20 protein-coding genes and 1 pseudogene are annotated in these 18,878 nt (G+C 61.7%); 4 read left to right on the forward strand and 17 right to left on the reverse strand.

From position 1 onward, the window contains the following. Positions 1 to 26 precede the first annotated feature (26 nt). Positions 27 to 1,040: a class I SAM-dependent methyltransferase gene (locus AC0L3L_RS00840; RefSeq protein ID WP_473636205.1), complete on the forward strand. Its 1,014-nt coding sequence runs from the start codon at positions 27 to 29 to the stop codon at positions 1,038 to 1,040. A 42-nt stretch (positions 1,041 to 1,082) separates the two neighbouring features. On the opposite strand, the gene fabI is transcribed toward AC0L3L_RS00840, so the two are convergent. From fabI to fabA, 3 genes are all read right to left on the reverse strand, one after another. Continuing rightward, entirely contained in the window at positions 1,083 to 1,895 is an 813-nt protein-coding gene (gene fabI, locus AC0L3L_RS00845; RefSeq protein ID WP_473636206.1) for an enoyl-ACP reductase FabI, read from the reverse strand. 12 nt (positions 1,896 to 1,907) lie between these two features. Continuing rightward, positions 1,908 to 3,128, reverse strand: coding sequence for a beta-ketoacyl-ACP synthase I (gene fabB, locus AC0L3L_RS00850; protein WP_123147394.1), 1,221 nt, complete (start codon positions 3,126 to 3,128; stop codon positions 1,908 to 1,910). A gap of 116 nt (positions 3,129 to 3,244) precedes the next feature. Beyond that, complete coding sequence (fabA, locus tag AC0L3L_RS00855) at positions 3,245 to 3,763, reverse strand: 3-hydroxyacyl-[acyl-carrier-protein] dehydratase FabA (protein WP_023802127.1); 519 nt, start codon at positions 3,761 to 3,763, stop codon at positions 3,245 to 3,247. Between the two features lie 244 nt (positions 3,764 to 4,007). On the opposite strand from fabA, the gene irrA reads away from it, so the two are divergent. After that, complete coding sequence (gene irrA, locus AC0L3L_RS00860; protein WP_473483831.1) at positions 4,008 to 4,439, forward strand: iron response transcriptional regulator IrrA; 432 nt, start codon at positions 4,008 to 4,010, stop codon at positions 4,437 to 4,439. Positions 4,440 to 4,517: 78 nt separating this feature from the next. Here irrA and AC0L3L_RS00865 read toward each other — a convergent pair whose 3' ends face one another. Continuing rightward, positions 4,518 to 5,075: an SH3 domain-containing protein gene (locus tag AC0L3L_RS00865; RefSeq protein WP_473483828.1), complete on the reverse strand. Its 558-nt coding sequence runs from the start codon at positions 5,073 to 5,075 to the stop codon at positions 4,518 to 4,520. A 157-nt stretch (positions 5,076 to 5,232) separates the two neighbouring features. Between AC0L3L_RS00865 and AC0L3L_RS00870 the strand changes: the two genes are divergently transcribed. Next, positions 5,233 to 6,234, forward strand: coding sequence for a 2-hydroxyacid dehydrogenase (locus AC0L3L_RS00870; protein WP_123146526.1), 1,002 nt, complete (start codon positions 5,233 to 5,235; stop codon positions 6,232 to 6,234). 23 nt (positions 6,235 to 6,257) lie between these two features. On the opposite strand, the pseudogene AC0L3L_RS00875 reads toward AC0L3L_RS00870, so the two are convergent. From AC0L3L_RS00875 to AC0L3L_RS00935, 13 genes and pseudogenes are all read right to left on the reverse strand, one after another. Next, positions 6,258 to 6,500 (reverse strand): annotated as a pseudogene (locus AC0L3L_RS00875) (GNAT family N-acetyltransferase); the annotation flags it as partial. Positions 6,501 to 6,600: 100 nt separating this feature from the next. Continuing rightward, positions 6,601 to 6,843 carry a hypothetical protein gene (locus AC0L3L_RS00880; RefSeq protein WP_473545209.1) on the reverse strand — a complete coding sequence of 81 codons (243 nt, stop codon included), beginning with the start codon at positions 6,841 to 6,843 and terminating at the stop codon, positions 6,601 to 6,603. Positions 6,844 to 6,846: 3 nt separating this feature from the next. After that, positions 6,847 to 7,602 carry a molybdopterin-synthase adenylyltransferase MoeB gene (locus AC0L3L_RS00885; RefSeq protein WP_473636207.1) on the reverse strand — a complete coding sequence of 252 codons (756 nt, stop codon included), beginning with the start codon at positions 7,600 to 7,602 and terminating at the stop codon, positions 6,847 to 6,849. Positions 7,603 to 7,824: 222 nt separating this feature from the next. Then, a complete protein-coding gene (gene recF / locus AC0L3L_RS00890; RefSeq protein ID WP_473636208.1) occupies positions 7,825 to 8,991 on the reverse strand; it encodes a DNA replication/repair protein RecF in 1,167 nt (388 codons plus the stop codon). Between the two features lie 25 nt (positions 8,992 to 9,016). Then, positions 9,017 to 10,135, reverse strand: a complete 1,119-nt coding sequence (gene dnaN / locus AC0L3L_RS00895; RefSeq protein ID WP_123146529.1) for a DNA polymerase III subunit beta — start codon at positions 10,133 to 10,135, stop codon at positions 9,017 to 9,019. A 299-nt stretch (positions 10,136 to 10,434) separates the two neighbouring features. After that, on the reverse strand, positions 10,435 to 11,979 hold the full coding sequence (gene dnaA / locus AC0L3L_RS00900; RefSeq protein ID WP_095493587.1) for a chromosomal replication initiator protein DnaA: 1,545 nt from the start codon (positions 11,977 to 11,979) through the stop codon (positions 10,435 to 10,437). 844 nt (positions 11,980 to 12,823) lie between these two features. Beyond that, positions 12,824 to 13,090: a 30S ribosomal protein S20 gene (gene rpsT, locus AC0L3L_RS00905; RefSeq protein ID WP_029356919.1), complete on the reverse strand. Its 267-nt coding sequence runs from the start codon at positions 13,088 to 13,090 to the stop codon at positions 12,824 to 12,826. 181 nt (positions 13,091 to 13,271) lie between these two features. Beyond that, on the reverse strand, positions 13,272 to 14,045 hold the full coding sequence (locus tag AC0L3L_RS00910; protein WP_123146531.1) for an enoyl-CoA hydratase: 774 nt from the start codon (positions 14,043 to 14,045) through the stop codon (positions 13,272 to 13,274). A 77-nt stretch (positions 14,046 to 14,122) separates the two neighbouring features. After that, entirely contained in the window at positions 14,123 to 15,031 is a 909-nt protein-coding gene (mutM, locus tag AC0L3L_RS00915; RefSeq protein ID WP_473636209.1) for a bifunctional DNA-formamidopyrimidine glycosylase/DNA-(apurinic or apyrimidinic site) lyase, read from the reverse strand. Further along, positions 15,024 to 16,262, reverse strand: a complete 1,239-nt coding sequence (locus tag AC0L3L_RS00920) for a phosphopentomutase (RefSeq protein WP_473636210.1) — start codon at positions 16,260 to 16,262, stop codon at positions 15,024 to 15,026. The genes mutM and AC0L3L_RS00920 overlap by 8 nt, the downstream gene beginning before the upstream one ends. A 255-nt stretch (positions 16,263 to 16,517) precedes the next feature. Continuing rightward, positions 16,518 to 17,138, reverse strand: coding sequence for a TadE/TadG family type IV pilus assembly protein (locus AC0L3L_RS00925; protein ID WP_473636211.1), 621 nt, complete (start codon positions 17,136 to 17,138; stop codon positions 16,518 to 16,520). 36 nt (positions 17,139 to 17,174) lie between these two features. After that, entirely contained in the window at positions 17,175 to 17,735 is a 561-nt protein-coding gene (locus AC0L3L_RS00930) for a TadE/TadG family type IV pilus assembly protein (RefSeq protein WP_473483809.1), read from the reverse strand. A 150-nt stretch (positions 17,736 to 17,885) separates the two neighbouring features. After that, positions 17,886 to 18,308, reverse strand: a complete 423-nt coding sequence (locus AC0L3L_RS00935; RefSeq protein ID WP_192358289.1) for a pilus assembly protein N-terminal domain-containing protein — start codon at positions 18,306 to 18,308, stop codon at positions 17,886 to 17,888. Positions 18,309 to 18,663: 355 nt separating this feature from the next. Between AC0L3L_RS00935 and AC0L3L_RS00940 the strand changes: the two genes are divergently transcribed. Continuing rightward, on the forward strand, positions 18,664 to 18,834 hold the full coding sequence (locus AC0L3L_RS00940) for a Flp family type IVb pilin (RefSeq protein WP_473526068.1): 171 nt from the start codon (positions 18,664 to 18,666) through the stop codon (positions 18,832 to 18,834). Positions 18,835 to 18,878: the final 44 nt, after the last annotated feature.

The raw sequence follows: 18,878 nt of genomic DNA on the forward strand, positions 1-18,878 counted from the left end.
AGCCAGCTGCATTTCGAGATCGAAGAATGTCCGCCGAGCCGCTGAAGACACTGTTCCATCCGTTCGAGGCCGAGGCTGTCCCCCTGCCGCGTAAGGGCGAGCGTGTCCTCTTTCTCCGCGCTGAACCCGGCTTCCGCCTGCCCGAAGGTTTCGATGCGGCACTGCATCTGGTGCAAGGCTTCCGCCCGCATTTTCGCGCGCTGCAGGGGTCGGGCTTCACGGTCACGCCGCGCCCGGAAGGCGAAGGTTTCGATGCGGCCCTGGTGCTTGCCGGCCGTCATCGCGGGCAAAACGAATTGCACATCGCTGAGGCGATTGAGCGTGTGAGGCCGGGCGGATCGATTATCGTTGCCGGCGCCAAGGACGATGGCATTGCCAGCCTGCGCAAGCGCATCGGCGAGCTTGTGCCGCTCGACGGCCATTTGCCGAAACATCACGGCATCGCCTTCTGGTTCCACCGACCTGCCGATGCTGCGATCGCGGCAGCGCTTCGCGCCGCCAATCCAACCCTTCTGCTCGAGGCCCGGTTCCGCACCGCGCCAGGCATGTTCTCTTTCGACAAGATCGATACAGGTTCGAAATTGCTGGTCGACAATCTGCCCGGCGACCTGCGTGGCAGCGTTGCCGATTTCTGTGCCGGCTGGGGCTATGTGGCGGCCGAGGTCGCCGCCTGCTCACCTGGCATATCGGCGCTCGATCTCTACGAGGCCGAGTTCGATGCGCTGGAGGCGGCGAAAGGCAATATCGGCAATACAGCGGCGGAACCGGGTTTCTTCTGGATCGATCTTTTGAGCGAGCCGGTCGAGCGGCGCTATGACGCCATCGTCATGAACCCGCCCTTCCATCGCAGCCGGGCGGCCGAGCCGGAGATCGGTGCCGGCATGATCCGCGCCGCGGCAAAGGCGCTGAAGCCGGGTGGGCGGCTGTTCATGGTGGCGAACCGTCAGCTTCCCTACGAGCCGGTGCTGGCGGCCGCCTTCTCCAGCCATGCCGAGATCGCCCGCGACGGCATGTTCAAGGTTCTCGCGGCGCGCCGCTGAGGCGGCGTTCACGGGGATCAAGGCAACTTCTAAAGGCCGAAATTACTCTCGTCCGTTGTCGGTCCGTTTCAACTCGTCGAGCGTCGGCATCGAGACGATGTGGTAGCCGGAATCGACATAGTGGATTTCGCCGGTGACGCCCGACGACAGGTCGGACAGGAGGTAGAGCGCGGAACCGCCGACTTCGTCGATGGTCACCGTACGGCGCAGCGGCGAGTTGCGCTGCTGGTAGGAAAACATGTGGCGTGCATCGGAAATCCCGGCGCCCGCCAATGTCCGCACCGGACCGGCCGATATGCCATTCACCCTGATGCCGCGCGGGCCGTAGTCGTTGGCGAGATAGCGGACGCTGGCTTCCAGACCGGCCTTGGCGACGCCCATGACGTTGTAGTTCGGCATGACACGGACGGAACCGGCATAGGTCAGCGTGATCATCGAGCCGCTGCCCTTCATCAGCGCGGCGGCATGACGGGCGACCTCGGTGAAGGAGTAGCAGGAGATGACCATGGTGCGGACGAAATTGTCGCGGCTGGTGTCGGCGTAAAGGCCCTTCAGCTCGTTCTTGTCGGAAAAGCCGATGGCGTGGACGACGAAGTCCAGCCCGCCCCAGGCCTCGCCCAAGGTCTCGAAGGTAGCGGCAACCGATGCGCTGTCCTCGACGTCGCAAGGCACGACCAGCGAGGAGCCGAGCTTGTCGGCGAGCGGCTTGACCCGGCGCCCGAAGGCTTCGCCCTGAAAAGTGAAGGCGAGTTCTGCCCCATGTTCGGACAGTTTCCGGGCGATGCCCCAGGCGATCGAATGGTCGTTGGCGACACCCATGACAAGCCCGCGCTTGCCTTTCATCAATCCGTCCATGGTCGGCAATCCTTATGCGGAATAGCGCTGGAAAATCAGCGTTGCGTTGGTGCCGCCGAAACCGAACGAATTGGACAAAACGGTGTCGATCCTGGCATCGTCGATGCGCTCTCGCACGATGGGCATGCCCTCGAATTCCGGATCGAGCTGCTCGATGTGGGCGCTCTCGCCGATGAAGCCGCCTTGCATCATCAGGATCGAGTAGATCGATTCCTGCACGCCGGCCGCACCCAGCGAATGGCCGGTCAGTGATTTCGTCGAGGTGATGAAAGGCATCTTGTCGCCGAACACCTCGCGGATTGCGCCCATTTCCCTGGAGTCGCCGACCGGCGTCGAGGTGCCGTGCGTGTTGATGTAGTCGACCGGCGAAGAAACGGTCGCCAGCGCCTGCCGCATGCAGCGCACCGCGCCTTCGCCCGAGGGCGCCACCATGTCGTAGCCGTCGGAGGTCGCGCCATAGCCGACGACCTCGGCGTAGATCTTTGCGCCGCGCGCCTTGGCGTGCTCGAGCTCTTCTAGCACCAGCACGCCGGCGCCGCCGGCAATGACGAAGCCGTCACGATCGACGTCATAGGCGCGCGAGGCGGCCGATGCCCGGTCGTTGAACTTGGAGGACATGGCGCCCATCGCGTCGAACAGGTCCGACATCGTCCAGTCGAGGTCCTCATGGCCGCCGGCAAAGACCATGTCCTGCTTGCCCCACTGGATCAGTTCGTAGCCATTGCCGATGCAATGCGCCGAGGTCGAGCAGGCCGAAGAGATCGAATAGTTGACGCCGTGGATCTTGAACCAGGTTGCGAGCGTCGCCGAAGCGGTCGACGACATCGCCTTCGGCACCGCAAACGGACCAATGCGCTTGGGGCTGCCGTTTTTGAGCGTGGTTTCAGCGGCTTCGACGATGGTTCGGGTCGACGGTCCGCCCGATCCCATGACGATGCCGGTGCGCTCATTGGTGATGTCGTTTTCGCCCAGTCCAGCGTCCACGATAGCCTGGTCCATGGCGACATGGTTCCAGGCCGCGCCTTGCGACAGGAAGCGCATGGCGCGACGATCGATCAGCGCGGAAGGGTCGAGCGTCGGCGCCCCCCAGACCTGGCAGCGGAAGCCGTGTTCGGCGAAGGAATCGGAGAAGCTGATGCCGGATCTGGCATCGTGGAGCGAGGCCTGCACCTCGTTGGCATTGTTGCCGATCGACGACACGATGCCGAGGCCCGTCACTACGACCCGTCTCATTCGCAACTCCTTCCAGCGCATGAACCCGAAACCTGTCGGACCAGGATCATGCGCAAATTAAAGTTCTACAGCTTCCTTGCGCGTCCCGCGGACTCGCGGCGCTGTGAAGGCGCCGGTTAGGCGGCGGCCGATTGCTTGGACAGACCCACCTTGAGATCCGTTGCTGCGTATATGGGTTCGCCATCCGCCTTCAGCCAGCCATCGGCGATTCCAAGCACCAGCCGCCCGCGCATCACGCGCTTGAAGTCTACGCCATATTCCACCTTCTTGACCGACGGCGTCACCATGCCTTTGAATTTCACTTCGCCGGTCGACAGTGCCATGCCCTTGCCCGGCTCGCCGAGCCAGCCGAGATAGAAGCCCGTCAGTTGCCACATGGCGTCGAGGCCCAGGCACCCCGGCATGATCGGATTGCCGATGAAATGGCAGGCGAAAAACCACAGGTCCGGCTTGATGTCGAATTCGGCGCGGATGAAGCCCTTGTCGAAGGCACCGCCCGTCTCGCTGATTTCGGTGATGCGATCGAACATCAGCATCGGCGGATAGGGGAGCTGGGCGTTTCCAGGTCCGAACAGCTCGCCGCGGGCGCAGGCAAGCAGTTCCTCGTAATCGTAGCTGGATTTCGAAACCGCCATCAATCTCCGTCCCCAATAATCGTCCGGGCGGTAGCGCGCCCTTGTCGTTGGTTTCCTAACACAATCTATTTCAGGCCGGAAACCGGCGTTTGCGCTTAACCCGCCCGTCTGCCTGGGTCAATGCGCGCTATTGATCGTATTCGGGCGACAGAATATATGTCGGGGGGTGTCCAGTTTCGGTCAATATTCGTTTTTTGCCATTCTGGGCATATCTTGAGGCGAAACTTTGAGCTTGGACGGATAGATGGATCTGGGCTGCCGGAAGGAAAATGTCTCTGTGGACAAGCGGGTTCGCGAAGCTGGCCTGAGGCCGACGCGTCAGCGCATTGCGCTGGCCGATCTGCTTTTTGCCAAAGGCGACCGCCATCTGTCGGCCGAGGAGCTGCACGAGGAGGCGATCACCGCCGGCGTGCCGGTTTCGCTTGCCACCGTCTACAACGCTCTTCATCAATTCACCCGGGCGGGCCTTCTGCGCATCCTGGCCGTCGAGGGGTCGAAGACCTACTTCGACACCAACACCTCCGATCACCATCATTTCTACATTGAAGGCGAAAACAGGATCTTCGATATCGCCAGTGGTCCTGTCACGGTTTCCAACCTGCCGGAGCCGCCGGAAGGCATGGAGATCGCCAATGTCGACATCGTGGTGAGGCTGCGCCCCAAACGCTCCGGTTGATCCGCTCTTCATAAGGCCGCGAGATACCGTCTCGCCAGTATCGGCCTCTAGACCATGATCCCGACCGACAAGAAGAAGTCAGTTCTTGACCCGTTCGCCCGGATAAGCGCCCCAGACAAGCGACTGGGCGAGCCAGCCGGTGTGGCCGTTGAAGGTCATCTCGCACCACTGGCCGTCACAGGACTTGATCGTACCCATGGCGCCCGGCTCGATGATCGCGACGATGCTGGCATCCTTTTCCGGGTCACCGAGAAGATTGACTCGGGCATCTTTGCCCCGCTGCCAGGGAGCCACGATCGCCGTACGGCGGCCTGAAAGCAGCGACTGGTTGATCCAGCCTTCCGAGCCGTCGGCATCGCGCACACGACGCCAGGTGTCGAATTCCTGGATGATCTCCATCGGCAGGCCGGGCTTCATATACATCCAGTCGACGGAATAGTTGACGCCTGGTCCGACGCGGGAGTTGACGCGGCCCGCTTTCAGGCTGACGAAACGCGGCAGCGGCAGGCCGCTCGGGCCGAGCGTTGTGCTCTGGGCGGGTGCTGCCGCATTCTGTGCCGCCACATGCGAGGAATGAAGGAGAGCGCCGAGAAATGCTGCGCTGAGGGCCAGGCGGAGCGACGCGAAACCAGACACTTTCATTCCTTTCGGCGCCGGCTCATCGGCCTTGGCGCCCCTTTTTCTTTGTCTTCGGCGGAACCTCTTGTTACATGAAGAACTGGCACCGCGACCGGCCTGCAGTTTCGCCTGTCTTGGTTAAAGAGGTCTCAACGAGGTCGGGTTCGAGGAAACAATGGTAGGCAGAAAAAGGCCCCTCGTCGTCATCACGCGCAAGCTCCCCGACCCGGTCGAGACCCGCATGCGTGAGCTGTTCGACGCCCGGCTGAATGTCGAAGACAGGCCGATGACGCAGCCGGAACTGGTCGCGGCGGTCAAGGAAGCCGACGTGCTGGTGCCGACCATAACCGATCAAATCGACGCGGCGCTGATCGCTCAGGCTGGCGACAACCTCAAGCTGATCGCCAATTTCGGTAACGGCGTCGACAAGATCGACGTGTCGGCAGCAGCGAAGAAGGGCATTACCGTCACCAATACGCCGAACGTGCTGACCGAAGATACGGCCGACATGACCATGGCGCTGATGCTGGCGGTGCCGCGGCGGCTTGCGGAAGGCGCCAATGTGCTGACCGGCGACAAGAAATGGGCCGGCTGGTCGCCAACCTGGATGCTCGGCCGGCGTATCTGGGGCAAACGCCTCGGCATTGTCGGCATGGGCCGCATCGGCACCGCTGTCGCCCGAAGGGCCAAGGCCTTTGGCCTGTCGATCCACTATCACAACCGCCATCGCGTGCTGCCGGCAGTCGAGGACGAGCTGGAGGCGACTTATTGGGAAAGCCTCGACCAAATGCTTGCCCGCATGGACATCATATCGGTCAATTGTCCGTCGACGCCGGCGACCTTCCACCTGCTTTCGGCGCGGCGGCTGGCGCTTCTGCAACCGTCCGCTTACATCGTCAACACAGCGCGCGGCGACATCATCGACGAGGACTCTCTGGTCAAGCTGATCCAGGACGGCAAGATCGCCGGCGCCGGCCTCGATGTCTACGAGCATGAGCCGGCGCTGAACAGCAAATTGCTGAAGCTCGCCGCCAAGGGCAAGGTCGTGTTGTTGCCGCACATGGGGTCGGCGACGCTCGAAGGCCGGATCGACATGGGCGAGAAGGTGATCATCAACATCCGCGCCTTCTTCGATGGCCACCGTCCACCGGATCGCGTACTGCCACTGCGGACGTGATGCCATCTTAAGTTAGCGCAGGCTTACGAAGTCACCTTGCGGATGGTAATCGAGGTCGGACGGTCATAGCCTTTGTGCGCTGTCCGTTCCGTTTCGCGAAAGCCGAGCCGGGCAAAGGCCGCGTGATTCCCGGTCAGTTCGATCCGCGTCTGAAGCTCGATCGCAGGCTTGCCGCGGTTGCGGGCGAGGTCCTCGACAGCTTGCAACAGCTGCCTGGCAATGCCCTGTCCCTGAAAGTCCGGTTCGACCGCGAGCTTTCCGATATAATGCATGTCGCGCAAAAGTGTGCAGCGGTTTTGCGATAACGACATGCATAAAACAACAAACTAAAGCGCGTCGCATGAGGCCGGTCAAACGCGACGCGCTTTAGAAATCGTTGGCCCGCTCCAGAACAAAAACGCAGCCGACGGTCCTGCCGTCCTTCAGCGCCGCAAAGCCCGTCTCTTGCCGGGCCTTGTCCCGGAGATTTTCGACCGTGAGCCGATGCGCCGAGGATGGCGGAGCGATGACACCGTCCATGGCGGCGAAGGCGCGCATGATCAGCGCCAGCACCTCGTCCCAGCGGTCGAAATCGGCCGGAAGCTGCTCGACGGAAACCAGGCTGCCCAAGGTCTAGTTTCTCTTGTAGCGGATCGTGTCGAAGCGCGCTGTCAACGCATCGTAAAGCAGCAGCCGGCCGACCAGCGGCTCGCCAATGCCGGCGATCAGCTTGATCGCCTCCATAGCCTGCAGCGTGCCGACGACACCGGTCAGCACGCCAAGTACGCCGGCCACAGCGCAGGATGGCACCAGGCCGGGTGGCGGCGGTTCCGGAAAAAGATCGCGATAGCTTGGATTCGGCCTGCCGTCCGCGCCGGTCTCGAACGGTTTCAGCACGGTCACCGAGCCGTCGAAGCGGCCGACGGCGGCATGTACCAGCGGCCGCTTTTCCGCAGCGCAGGCGTCGGCCGCTGCATAACGTGTTTCGAAATTGTCGGAGCCGTCGACGATGATGTCATAACGGGCGACGAGGGCAGGGGCGTTGTCCGCCGTCAGCCTGAGATTGTGCAGTTCCACGGCGACGTTGGGGTTGATGCGGGCGATGGCCGCTTTGGCACTGTCGGTTTTCGCCATGCCGACAGCGTCGGTGCCGTGGATCACCTGTCTTTGCAGGTTCGACAGCGAGACGCTGTCGTCGTCGACGATGCCGAGTGTGCCGACGCCGGCTGCGGCAAGATATTCAAGCACCGGCGCTCCCAGGCCGCCGGCGCCGATGACCAGGACTCGAGCCCGCTTCAGTCGCTGCTGGCCGGCGCCGCCGATCTCGGGCAGCACGATGTGGCGGGCGTAGCGTTCGAGTTCTTCGTTAGTGAGCGCGGTGGTGATCATCGCCCGACCATATATGCATGTCGCGCAAAAGTGTGCAGCGGTTTTGCGATGACGACATGCATAAAACAACAACCTAAAGCGCGTCGCATGAGGCCGGTCGAACGCGACGCGCTTTAGCGGGAGAAAAACCTTGTCAGGCGCCAATGCATGGTGCCAAAAAGCCTGCCCTCGGGCTCGGCCATCGGGGTACGCAGCACTTTTGGGATAACGATATCAAGGAAGTCAAATGGTTGGCCCGACCGTGCCGTGATCGACGGTCAGGAACTGCGCGCGTCCCTTGAGACTGGAAAACAGCGCCGCATCGGTCCCGGTCATGAAAGTCTGGCAATTCAGCTCTTCCAGGATCGAGAACAGCGCGGCGCGCCGGCCGCTGTCGAGATGGGCAGCGATTTCGTCGAGCAGCAGGATCGGAGTCATGCCCGACATCTCGCCGGTGAGCCGGGCATGCGACAAGACCATGCCGACCAGCAGCGCCTTCTGCTCGCCGGTCGAACAGAGTTCGGCCGGCATCGCCTTGGGCCGGTGCCGCACCACGAGGTCCGAACGGTGCGGGCCGTCGAGCGTGCGCCCGGCGGCGCGGTCGCGATCGCGGCCTTCGGCAAGCGCTTGGCGGAACCGCTCCTCGACATCGACAGCCGCGGTGGTGCCGACTTCGCTTTCCAACGTACCCGACAGGCCGATGTCGGCTTGCGGAAACGGACCGGCGCTTGGCAGCCTGTCGATCATGGCGGCGAGCAGGCGCACCAGTTCGGCACGCGCCGCGGCAATCGCCACACCGGTTTCGGCCATTTGCGTCTCGATCGCATCGAACCAGGCGCCGTCACGCGAGCCTTCGGCGAGCAGCCGATTGCGGCCGCGCATCGCTTTTTCGTAGTCGAGCGCGCGCTGGCCGTGGCCGGGATCGATCGCCAGCACCTGCCGGTCGAGAAAGCGCCGGCGGTCAGCGGCCGGCCCGGTGAACAATGCATCCATCGCCGGTGTCAGCCAGACGACGCGCAGCCATTCCAGCATGTCCTCCGCCGAGCGCGCTGCCGCGCCATTGATCCGCACCCGCCGGCCGCTCTCGCCGGCGGCATCGCCGCCTGCAACGCCGGTGCCGATCTCGACCGGTCCGTCCGGCCCATCGAGCCGGGCATGGATGGCAAAGCCGCCGTCGCCGCCTTCACGCGCCACGTCGGCATAAGGTGCACGGCGCAGACCGCGACCCGGTGTCAGCAGGGAAATCGCTTCCAGCAGGTTGGTTTTGCCGGCGCCATTGTCGCCGGAAAAAACCACGGCGCCGGGGTCGAGGCCGATCGACAGCGTTGCGTAATTGCGGAAATTCGTAAGTGACAGCTTACTTATACGAGTCTGCTGATCGTGCTCAGGCTGCTTCGCAACTCCGGTCATGACAGCAAGATGGCCTCGTTCCGGCCTATACCCGCATCGGCATCAGCACGTAGAGTGTGGTTTCGTCGGCCATATCGTGGATCAGCGTTGGCGAACCGGCGTCCGCCAGCATGAATTTTGCCTCAGTGCCGGTCAACTGGGCGGCGACGTCGAGCAGATATTTGGCGTTGAAGCCGATTTCGATCGCGTCGGACGAATAGTCCGCGGCCAGTTCCTCGGTGGCGCTGCCCGAATCCGGATTGTTGACCGCAAGCGTAACCTGGCCTTCTCCAATCGAAAGCTTCACCGCCCGGCCGCGTTCGGACGAAATGGTCGAGACGCGGTCGACGGCGGCGGCGAAACTCTGGCGGTCGATGATCAGCTTCTTGTCGTTGCCGGTGGGGATGACCCGCTGATAGTCCGGGAAGGTGCCGTCGATCAGCTTCGAGGTCAAAACGACACTGCCGATGGTGAAACGGATCTTGGTGTCGGACAATTCGGTGGTCACGGCGACGTCCGGGTCATCGACAAGCTTTTGCAGCTCGCTGACCGTCTTGCGCGGAATGATGATGCCCGGCATGCCTTCGGATCCTGCCGGCGCGTCGATCTCGGCGCGCGCCAGCCGATGGCCGTCGGTCGCTACCGAGCGCAGCTTCAGCTTGCCGTCGGCGTCATGCGTGTGCAGATAGATGCCGTTCAGGTAGTAGCGCGTCTCTTCGGTGGAGATGGCGAATTGGGTCTTCTCGATCAGGCCCTTGAGCGCGACCGAATCGAGCCGGAAGATATGCGAGAACGATCCGGCCGAAAGCTCCGGGAAATCGGATTGCGGCAGGCACTGGAGACGGAAGCTTGAGCGGCCCGAGGTCACCGTCATGGCGTTGCCGTCCTCGTCGGTCTTCAGCATGACCTCCGCGCCGTCGGCGAGCTTGCGCACGATGTCGTAGAGCAGATGCGCCGGAACCGTCGTCGCCCCGCCGCGCTCAACCTTGGCGGGCGTGGCTTCGGTCACCTCCAGATCGAGGTCGGTAGCCTTCATTTCGAGGGTGGCGCCTTCGGCGCTCAGCAGCACGTTCGAAAGGATCGGTATGGTGTTGCGCCGCTCGACCACGCGATGAACGTGGTTGAGCGACTTCAGGAGATTTGACCGTTCCAGGATAACACGCATGACGAAACAGGCTCGCTTGAATGAATGAGCGGGTCTCCGGCAAGCGGCAACCCGCGAAAGCTCTGAACAGGCTCAGAATCTGCACAAACTGACAGGAAAAAACCCGTAAGCGCAAGCCCGTGCTACCGGTTCGGGCCGGTTACGCGGGCTTTCTGGGGATAAAACTGGCGAAGTCCGCAAGCCAATGCTTGTCGCCCAAAAGTGCGCAGCGGTTGTGGGGCAACGACATGCATAAAAAACAAAGATTTCAAGCGCGTCGCAGCCATCCAAATGCGACGCGCTTTTGTTTTTCGGGCCGGTCAGGCCTGATCGTTGATGAGTCTTCTCAGCAATTCGAGCTCCTGCGCCAGCGTGTTGTCGACGCCTGAAAGATCCTCGATCTTGCGCACGGCATGCAGCACCGTCGTGTGATCGCGGCCACCGAAACGCCGTCCGATCTCCGGCAAGGAGCGCGGTGTCATCACTTTCGACAGGTACATTGCGACCTGCCGCGGCTTGACGATCGTGCGCGTGCGACGGTTAGACAGAAGTTCGGTCTTCGACACATTGTAGTGGCGCGCGACGATGCGCTGGATGTCCTCGATGCGCACCCGCTTCGGCTCGCCCGAACGATAGATGTGGCCGAGGATCTCGTCGATGCGGTCGATTGTGATCTGCGGTTCAAACGACTGGCGGAACAGGAGTTGGTTGAACGCACCTTCGAGTTCGCGCCCGCTGCCGGTCACCGTGCGAGCGACATGGTTGAGGATCTCCTCCGAGATGTCGAGCGACGCATCATCGGCCTTGGCGGTGGCAAGGCGCAGCTTGAGCATGCCGATCCGCATGGCGAAATCCGGCGCCGACATTTCGAGCGCGACGCCGCCGTTGAGGCGCGAGCGGACGCGAGGCTCCAGCGATTCCAGTTCCGACGGCGGCCGGTCGGCTGCGACCACCACCTGCTTGGCGCTGTCGAGCAGCATGTTGATCAGATGGCAGAATTCATGCTGGATCGACTTGCCTTGCAGGAACTGCATGTCGTCGATGATGAGAAGATCGATGTCGCGCAGCTGTTCCTTCAGCGTCAGTGCGTTGTTGTCGCGGATCGCGGTGGCAAACCGCCACATGAAATATTCGGCGGTGAGATAGACTACACGCGACTTCGGATTCTGCTTCAGCGATTCCGCCGCGATCGCCTGCAGCAGGTGAGTCTTGCCCAGTCCCACCGTCGCGTGAAGAAACAGCGGATTGAAGCGCACCGCGCTCGACTGCGATTCCGCCACCGCTTTGGCGGCGGCGAAGGCCACCCGGTTTGACGGTCCCTCGATGAAGGAGCCGAACGTGTAGCGCGGGTCTAGCGGCGAACCGAGCACATTGTGCCGGAACTCGGTCTCTGCAGGCGTTCCCGGGCGAGGTGCCGGTACCCGCTCCAACCTGCCGGGGCTTGCTGTTCCCGCGGCCAGCGCCGTTTGCGCTTGCCTGGTCATCTTGCGCGCCGGGGCCACTTCGGGCTCGACGCCGTTGCGCCCCGGGCGGGTAGCGGTGCGCACCACGATCTCGATCTTGAGGATTTCAGGATCCTCGTGTTTCCACAGCTCGGCGATAAGGTCGAGATAGTGGCCGTTGATCCACGAGCGCAGGAAGGCGGTGGGAACCGAGATGCGGACAATGCCCCGGGACGCCTCGGCGACCTTCATGCGTCCGAACCAGCTCGAATAGACTTCGGTTCCCAGACGCGCCTTCAACTGGGCCTTGACCCGGTCGAACTTTTGTTCCGCGTCGATGGAAGCCGACATATCGTCCCCTTCGGTTAAGGTTCCAGGGAATGGGAGGTCGCCCGTAAGCTCCCTTTCGATGCCGCTCTGCATGATCGAGTTCCTTGTCCTTTTGTACCTTTTTCCGCCGGGAATGCGCCTCCTGCATCCATGTTTCCGGCGACCGTGTCCTTGCTGCGACACCATCGCCGCCGCCGGCAGATGATGTCGCCTCATTGTCAGGGAACCGGCGCCGCCTCATCAGAGCCAGCCCGCTTTGGTCATGTCAGGGCAATACAATTCCGTCCGGCGAAAACGCCGGCGCGTTATTGATCTGCCATGTACAATTACGCCAATCCCCTACCGTATCGAAAAGACAAACCAAGCCCGTACGCGGAAATGATCCAGGTCACGAATTCTGCCATTTTTGCTGGCCGATTCAGGCTGGGTTAAGGGCCAACGGCCCGTCCCTCTCGATAGACCGACATTAACGAAATCGCTGTGGATAGGGCAAGGCCACGACTAACGGATTTTTAAGGAATGTGGTTAGCGCAGAGGGGTTCGGAGCCTGCGTTGCACTGGCATGTTTTGACAAAGCCATTGTGATTCAAACCCTTTTCCGGCGAATATGAAAAAGGCCGCCTCGCGCGAAATTTTCTGAAATAATTTTCTTGACAGGCAAATGTTCCCCGTCCCTCGCGCCAGATGTGAACAAGCTGTGGATGACCGTCAATAACTTATTGAAAAATAAAGCTTATTTTTGACAGCTGATATTTTTGCCGTGAACGCTTTCAGCGGCTGCGCCTATCAGCAGGCATGTATATGCCGGCAAAGCATTTCGAACATTGAAATCGTGCGGAGTGTCTGTTTGGGAGATTTCTTTTTAAGTACTTGCCGGCAAACGAAAAACCCGGCACGAGCGGCCGGGCTTGAAGAAGGCAAGATCAGTAAAGGTATATTAGGCCGACAGCACCTTGAGTCGCTGGGCTAGGCGTGACACCTTGCGCGATGCCGTATTCTTGTGCACCACGCCCTTGGTCGCGGCGCGCATCAATTCCGGTTCCGCCACCTTGAAAGCAGCCTGCGCGGCAGCCTTGTCGCCCGAGGCGAGCGCCTCTTCGACCTGGCGGATGTAGGTCCGCACGCGCGAGCGGCGGTTCTTGTTAATCGCCGTGCGACGGGCGATCTTGCGCGTTGCCTTTTTGGCCGAGGAGGTATTGGCCATGATGCCTCTCTTCTGATCTGGTGGGCGCATGCGGGATGTCGCAGGGCGCAAAAACAAACGGGCAGCCACAGGGCCGCCTCGGTTGATGCGGCTTATAGTTCAGCTTTTCCGGCGCGTCAACGCTGCTTCGCCTTCTTTTTGGCCGCTGCTGTCGCTCGCTTCTGGCCGCTGTCGTCACGATCTATCGGTTCGTGAAATTTGGCTTCCGCTTCTCGGCAAAGGCCGCCATGCCTTCCTTCTGGTCATCGAGGGCAAACAACGAGTGAAACAGCCGGCGCTCGAACCGCAGCCCTTCGGCCAGTGTCGTTTCATAGGCGCGGTTGACGGCCTCTTTCGCCATCATCACCGACGGCAGCGAAAAATCGGCTATCTTGGCTGCCGCCTTCAACGCCTCCTCGAGCAGCTCGACGGCGGGCACGACACGTGACACCAGGCCGCAACGCTCGGCTTCCGCCGCATCCATCATCCGTCCGGTCAGGCACATGTCCATCGCCTTCGATTTGCCGACGAAGCGGGTGAGGCGCTGTGATCCGCCCATGCCCGGCATGACGCCGAGCGTGATCTCGGGTTGGCCGAATTTGGCGTTGTCGGCGGCGATGATGAAATCGCACATCATCGCCAGTTCGCAGCCGCCGCCAAGCGCATAGCCGGCCACCGCCGCGATAACAGGCTTGCGCGCCCGGGTGAACTCTTCCCAGCCGACAAAGAAATCCTGCACATAGGCGTCGACAAAGGAGATCGCCTGCATTTCCTTGATGTCCGCACCTGCCGCGAAGGCTTTTTCGGAGCCAGTGATGACCATCGCGCCGATGTCGGCATTCGCGCAAAAGCCGTTCACGGCCGCGACCACTTCCGTCAGGACCTGAGAGTTCAGCGCATTGAGCGCCTTCGGCCGGTTCAGCGTGATCAGCCCGACCTTGCCGCGGATTTCGACGATAATCGTTTCATGGGCCATGACTGTATCTCCTCACTCGGTCATCTGGCTTACATCTGGCGTCCAGCTCGGCATCTAGGTCACACCCGGCACCTAGCTCACAACTGACAAGTCCGGCAGTAGAAGGTGGAACGCCCGCTTTGCACGATGCGCTCTATGTGGCCGCCGCAGCCGTGCTTGGAGCAGGGTTCGCCCTCGCGATCATAGACCGCGAACGAATGCTGGAAATAGCCCAAAGACCCGTCGGTCTGCACATAGTCGCGCAGCGACGATCCGCCGGCGGCGATCGCATCGGCAATCACCGCGCGGATTGCTTCGGCAAGGGCGTCGCGCTGCTGTTTGGCCCTCTTTCCAGGCTTTGCGATGGTGCCTGCCTCGCGCAACGGCGACAGACCGGCGCGCCACAGGGCCTCCGACACATAGATATTGCCGAGCCCGGCGATCAACCGCTGATCGAGAAGTGCTGCCTTCAGCGGCGACTTCCGGCCTTTCAGCAGCGAGGCGAGCAGCTCGCCGTCCAAAGCATTGCCTGTCGGCTCGACGCCCAGTCCCGCCAGCATCGGATGCGTGTCGGGCGCCCCTTCGGAAAACAGCATGAAGCCGAAACGGCGCGGATCGTTGAAGGTCACGCGGGACCGGGCGCCTTCGGGAGAGAGAATATGGAAGACGACATGGTCGTGCACCGCACTTTTCGAGCGCTCGAGATAAAACGCGCCCAACATTTTGCTGCTATCGGGCATTTCGCCGTCATCGGACGTTTCAATGCGGAACGAACCCGACATGCCGAGATGGCAGATCAGCACCGGACCGCCTTCGAGATGCATCGTCAGGTATTTGGCCCGGCGGCCGAGCGCCGTAATCGTCTTGCCGGTCAGCCTCTCCAAGAATTTTTCGGGAAACGGAAAGCGCAGGTCGGGCCGGCGTGCCTCGACGCGGGCGATGCGGGCGCCTTCCAGAACCGGCTGCAGGCCCCGCCGCACCGTTTCGACCTCAGGCAACTCAGGCATGGCCGCCTATCGCTGTATAGAAGGAGGTGCCGTGACGGCCGCGTGCCAGCCCAAGATGCTCGGCGACGGTTTCACCGATGTCGGCGAACGTCGTTCTGAGCCCAATGTCGCCGCCAAAACCTGGTCCCGTGCCGATCACCGGAATGCGTTCGCGTGTATGATCGGTGCCCTGCCAGGTCGGATCGTTGCCATGGTCGGCCGTGAGGATGAGAAGGTCGCCGTGCCTCAGCCGTGCAAGCGCCTCCGTCAGCCGCCGGTCGAAGGCCTCGAGCGCGGCGGCATAGCCGGCAACGTCGCGCCGATGGCCGAACTCTGTGTCGAAATCGACGAAATTGGCGAAGACGAGATCGCCGTCGCCCGCGTCATCCATCGCGCCGAGCGCCTTGTCGAACATCGCCATGTTGCCGGCGGCCTTGCGTACTTCCGATATGCCGCGATGGGCGAAGATGTCGCCGATCTTGCCGACCGCGATGACCCGGCTGCCGCGCGCCGTCAGCCGGTCGAGCAGGGTCGGTTCGGGCGGCGGCACCGAATAGTCCCGGCGGTTGTGCGTCCGTTCAAAGCTGGCGGCGGTTTCCCCAATGAAAGGCCGCGCGATCACCCGTCCGATGTTCAGCGGATCGACCAGCCTGCGCACCACCTTGCAGAATTCGTAGAGCCGTTCCAGGCCGAAGTGAACTTCATGCGCGGCGATCTGCAGGACGGAGTCGACCGAAGTGTAGCAGATCGGCCTGCCGGTGCGGATATGCTCCTCGCCGAAACGCTCGATGATCTCGGTGCCCGGGGCATGGCAATTGCCGAGAATGCCCGGCACCTCTCCTTCGCGGATGATCGCTTCGGTCAGATCGGCTGGAAAGGCGGGAACCGTGTCCGGGAAATAGCCCCAGTCGAAGCGGACCGGCAAGGCAGCGATTTCCCAATGGCCCGATGGCGTGTCCTTGCCGCTCGAAATCTCCTGCGCCGCGCCATGGAAGGCGGAGGCGAGCTGGACCTTGCTGCCGATGTCGATGCTGAATCCCGTCGCTGTTTTCGCCGCGTGACCCAGGCCGAGCGAGAGCATGTTGGGTACCAAAAGCGGGCCTTTGCGCAGCCCCTCGCGATCCGCCCGGCCCTCCGCGCAGGCTCTGGCGATGTGTCCGAACGTGTTGGAACCGGCGTCGCCATAGCGCCCGGCGTCAGCCGCGCCGCCGATGCCGAAGGAATCGAGAACAAAAAGAAAGGCGCGCGCCATTGCAGGGGTTCATTATTATCGTTTGTCTGTCCGCCCAGACATAGGGGGCCGCGCCGCCATTGGCAATTCGGAAGCAGACGGCTTGGCGCGATAGTTGAGAATGTGGCCACGAACCGTGCCGATGTCATCCCCGCCCTTCGGCGCGTAGTGGGTTCGACCAGGCCGCACCCAGCAGAGCCACGATGGCTGCAGCCATCGTGCGCCTGGCGTCAGGTAACGGCCGATAGCAGGCGATCGGAATCGGGCGCGGTCGTTTCAGCAGTGGCTGCAGGGAATCGTTGGGCTTCTGCGGGGTCTGAGATAATAGGTTTCGCCCATCGATATCGAGTCGAAAGCCGAACTCAATCCAAGCCGCTTCTCACTGTCGGCCGACCAGGTGATGATCGGCTGGTATGCGAGATTGCTGTCGACGCGAATGAGAAAGGTGCCCTTGATCTCGAGTGTCGGTGCAACCGTGGTGATGGAGTTCTTGGCGGCGGCGGCGCTGAAGGCGCCAGCGACCATCTTGCGTGACCAAACGACCACCACCTTCGGCGTCGCTTCGTCCGTGACCTGGATTGCGGTGATGATGATTTCCGGGGTCGATCGGTTGTACGGCTGAAGGGTGGAGTTGCCGATCTGCATGATCGCATCGAGATCGGCTGCCGTGATGGTCTGCTGCTGGGTAACGAGATCCGCCACCACGCTGCCGATGCGACTGACCTTCTTGCTGGTTTCGATGGCTTGCGAGGCTTCCATGGTCATGAAGTACATGATCAGCAGGACGGGCACGATGAAGGCAAACTCAACCGCCGCGACACCGCGGCGATCGCAGCAGAACCGGATGGCTTTCGTGCAGATTCCAGCGATCCCCTGATGTGTCTCAGCACGCCCCATGCCATCGTCCTTTTTCACCCACGCGACGGTGCGTTTTCAGTTGTCGAACGGCTCGTTCTGCCAGGTCACCGATGCGAAATGCAGCGTGTTGCCGTCTTTCAGATTGGCCATCGACTTGGCCATGAAATCGGTCATGACGGGCCATTTGTAAAAAACCCGCAGCATGTTTATCGATTCAGCCAAGCCCGGGGCCACCGAGAAGGTCTTCGCACTCGTGCCTTGCGTCAGCACGATCTCACCGTCTTGGATCTTGAAGCGTGCGGAGGCCGCATCGGCGAAGGTCGGATATTCGCGCAGATCCACCAGCAATCCGGGGCAGTCCTTGGCGACCATGATTTCCAGCCGGCTGCAGATCATGGTCTTCAGCGTGGCCTCCGTTACATTGGCCTGCCTTATCTGGCCCGTCCGTAGCTGGCGCGCGACATCGTCGGCGATATTGGCCATCACCTCTTGCCCGGCAAATGAAATGCAGCTCTCCAGTATGGCAAAGACGAGGAGCGCAAACGGCACCGCAAGCATCGCGAATTCCAAAGCCGTGCTGCCGCGCCGGTCGCCAAGGAAGCGCGCTGAAAAGCCTGCTGGTCCTGCTTTGCTCATGTCCCGGGCCTGCCGATCCTGAAGGGGTGTCGGAGGGAGCATTAGCGCAAACCCATTGAGGTGCGGTTTGGATGATCGTTAAATTCGAGGGAAAGGTTTTAACGGGCCGATAACCGAAGCGGCATTCAGCGAGACGAGACGGTCAGGTCGCTACCGGCCGGCGCTCATCTCGGCTTCCGAGGCCTTCTCCGCATCGCTTTTATACGAGCTCTCGCAATACGGCGTGCAGGACATGGTCTGTATTTCGGCACGCCGATAGATGCGCACCGACGACGCGTCCTGTCGCACCACGGTGATCTGCTCGTCGACGATCGGACGGCCCTCTTGATCTAGGACAACGAGGTTGGTGACGCCGAAGCCCTTGCCCGTCAGCACGATCGTCGAAGCATCCTGCACGGCGGCGTCGGCGATCGCCGGGTTGCCGACGACGATCGTATCGGCGGCGCGCGACAGTTTGACGATCTTCGCCTGGTTCATCGTGACCTCGATGCCGGCACCAGCCTTGGCCGGCACGACAAAGGCCGTGGCGGCAAGAAGCGCGACAATCGGAAAGGACGATCTCGGCCCGGTCATTGAAGTGCTCCACGGCGGCAAACTGCTCAACGGAACATGAACGAGATTGGTGAACCAACGGTTAAGCGGATGGGGAGGCGTGATGATGTCGGGATTGGCATCGTGATCGCCTGAAGCGGATCGCCCCTTTCCCAATCGGTGAATTGCGGCTTTCGCGCCCTTTGACGTGCCGGTCGGGTCCATTAGGCGTCACTTAGTTTACGGTTAACCACGCCATGTCATCGAAGCCGGAAAGGAATCGGTAAGGCTGTTTATTAAGCCGATCGAAAGAGCTTCTCCATAGATTGGCAGCATCCGATCAGCCGCCAAGAGAAGTTGACGGAATTGCTGTAACACCTGGAGTAGGAGCTCTCGAATGTCTAATCTCATTGCACGTTTTGTGAAGGACGAATCCGGCGCGACCGCTATCGAATACGGTCTGATCGCCGCTCTCATCGCGCTCGCCATCATGGTCGGCGCCGGCTCGCTGGGCGACGCGCTGAACGCGAAGTTCAACGGGATCGCCACTTCGATCAACAATTCGTAACAGATCACGAAGTCCGGTCGTTTTCCAGAACAGGGCCGCCTCAC

It is taken from the genome of Mesorhizobium sp. WSM4849, from assembly GCF_055811385.1.

Bases quoted from the DNA above. Each gene is read 5' to 3' on its own strand.
- AC0L3L_RS00840 (WP_473636205.1), top strand. From the start codon at position 27: ATGTCCGCCGAGCCGCTGAAGACACTGTTCCATCCGTTCGAGGCCGAG.
- fabI (WP_473636206.1), bottom strand. From the start codon at position 1,895: ATGGACGGATTGATGAAAGGCAAGCGCGGGCTTGTCATGGGTGTCGCC.
- fabB (WP_123147394.1), bottom strand. From the start codon at position 3,128: ATGAGACGGGTCGTAGTGACGGGCCTCGGCATCGTGTCGTCGATCGGC.
- fabA (WP_023802127.1), bottom strand. From the start codon at position 3,763: ATGGCGGTTTCGAAATCCAGCTACGATTACGAGGAACTGCTTGCCTGC.
- irrA (WP_473483831.1), top strand. From the start codon at position 4,008: ATGGATCTGGGCTGCCGGAAGGAAAATGTCTCTGTGGACAAGCGGGTT.
- AC0L3L_RS00870 (WP_123146526.1), top strand. From the start codon at position 5,233: ATGGTAGGCAGAAAAAGGCCCCTCGTCGTCATCACGCGCAAGCTCCCC.
- AC0L3L_RS00885 (WP_473636207.1), bottom strand. From the start codon at position 7,602: ATGATCACCACCGCGCTCACTAACGAAGAACTCGAACGCTACGCCCGC.
- recF (WP_473636208.1), bottom strand. From the start codon at position 8,991: ATGACCGGAGTTGCGAAGCAGCCTGAGCACGATCAGCAGACTCGTATA.
- dnaN (WP_123146529.1), bottom strand. From the start codon at position 10,135: ATGCGTGTTATCCTGGAACGGTCAAATCTCCTGAAGTCGCTCAACCAC.
- dnaA (WP_095493587.1), bottom strand. From the start codon at position 11,979: ATGCAGAGCGGCATCGAAAGGGAGCTTACGGGCGACCTCCCATTCCCT.
- rpsT (WP_029356919.1), bottom strand. From the start codon at position 13,090: ATGGCCAATACCTCCTCGGCCAAAAAGGCAACGCGCAAGATCGCCCGT.
- AC0L3L_RS00910 (WP_123146531.1), bottom strand. From the start codon at position 14,045: ATGGCCCATGAAACGATTATCGTCGAAATCCGCGGCAAGGTCGGGCTG.
- mutM (WP_473636209.1), bottom strand. From the start codon at position 15,031: ATGCCTGAGTTGCCTGAGGTCGAAACGGTGCGGCGGGGCCTGCAGCCG.
- AC0L3L_RS00920 (WP_473636210.1), bottom strand. From the start codon at position 16,262: ATGGCGCGCGCCTTTCTTTTTGTTCTCGATTCCTTCGGCATCGGCGGC.
- AC0L3L_RS00925 (WP_473636211.1), bottom strand. From the start codon at position 17,138: ATGGGGCGTGCTGAGACACATCAGGGGATCGCTGGAATCTGCACGAAA.
- AC0L3L_RS00930 (WP_473483809.1), bottom strand. From the start codon at position 17,735: ATGAGCAAAGCAGGACCAGCAGGCTTTTCAGCGCGCTTCCTTGGCGAC.
- AC0L3L_RS00935 (WP_192358289.1), bottom strand. From the start codon at position 18,308: ATGACCGGGCCGAGATCGTCCTTTCCGATTGTCGCGCTTCTTGCCGCC.
- AC0L3L_RS00940 (WP_473526068.1), top strand. From the start codon at position 18,664: ATGTCTAATCTCATTGCACGTTTTGTGAAGGACGAATCCGGCGCGACC.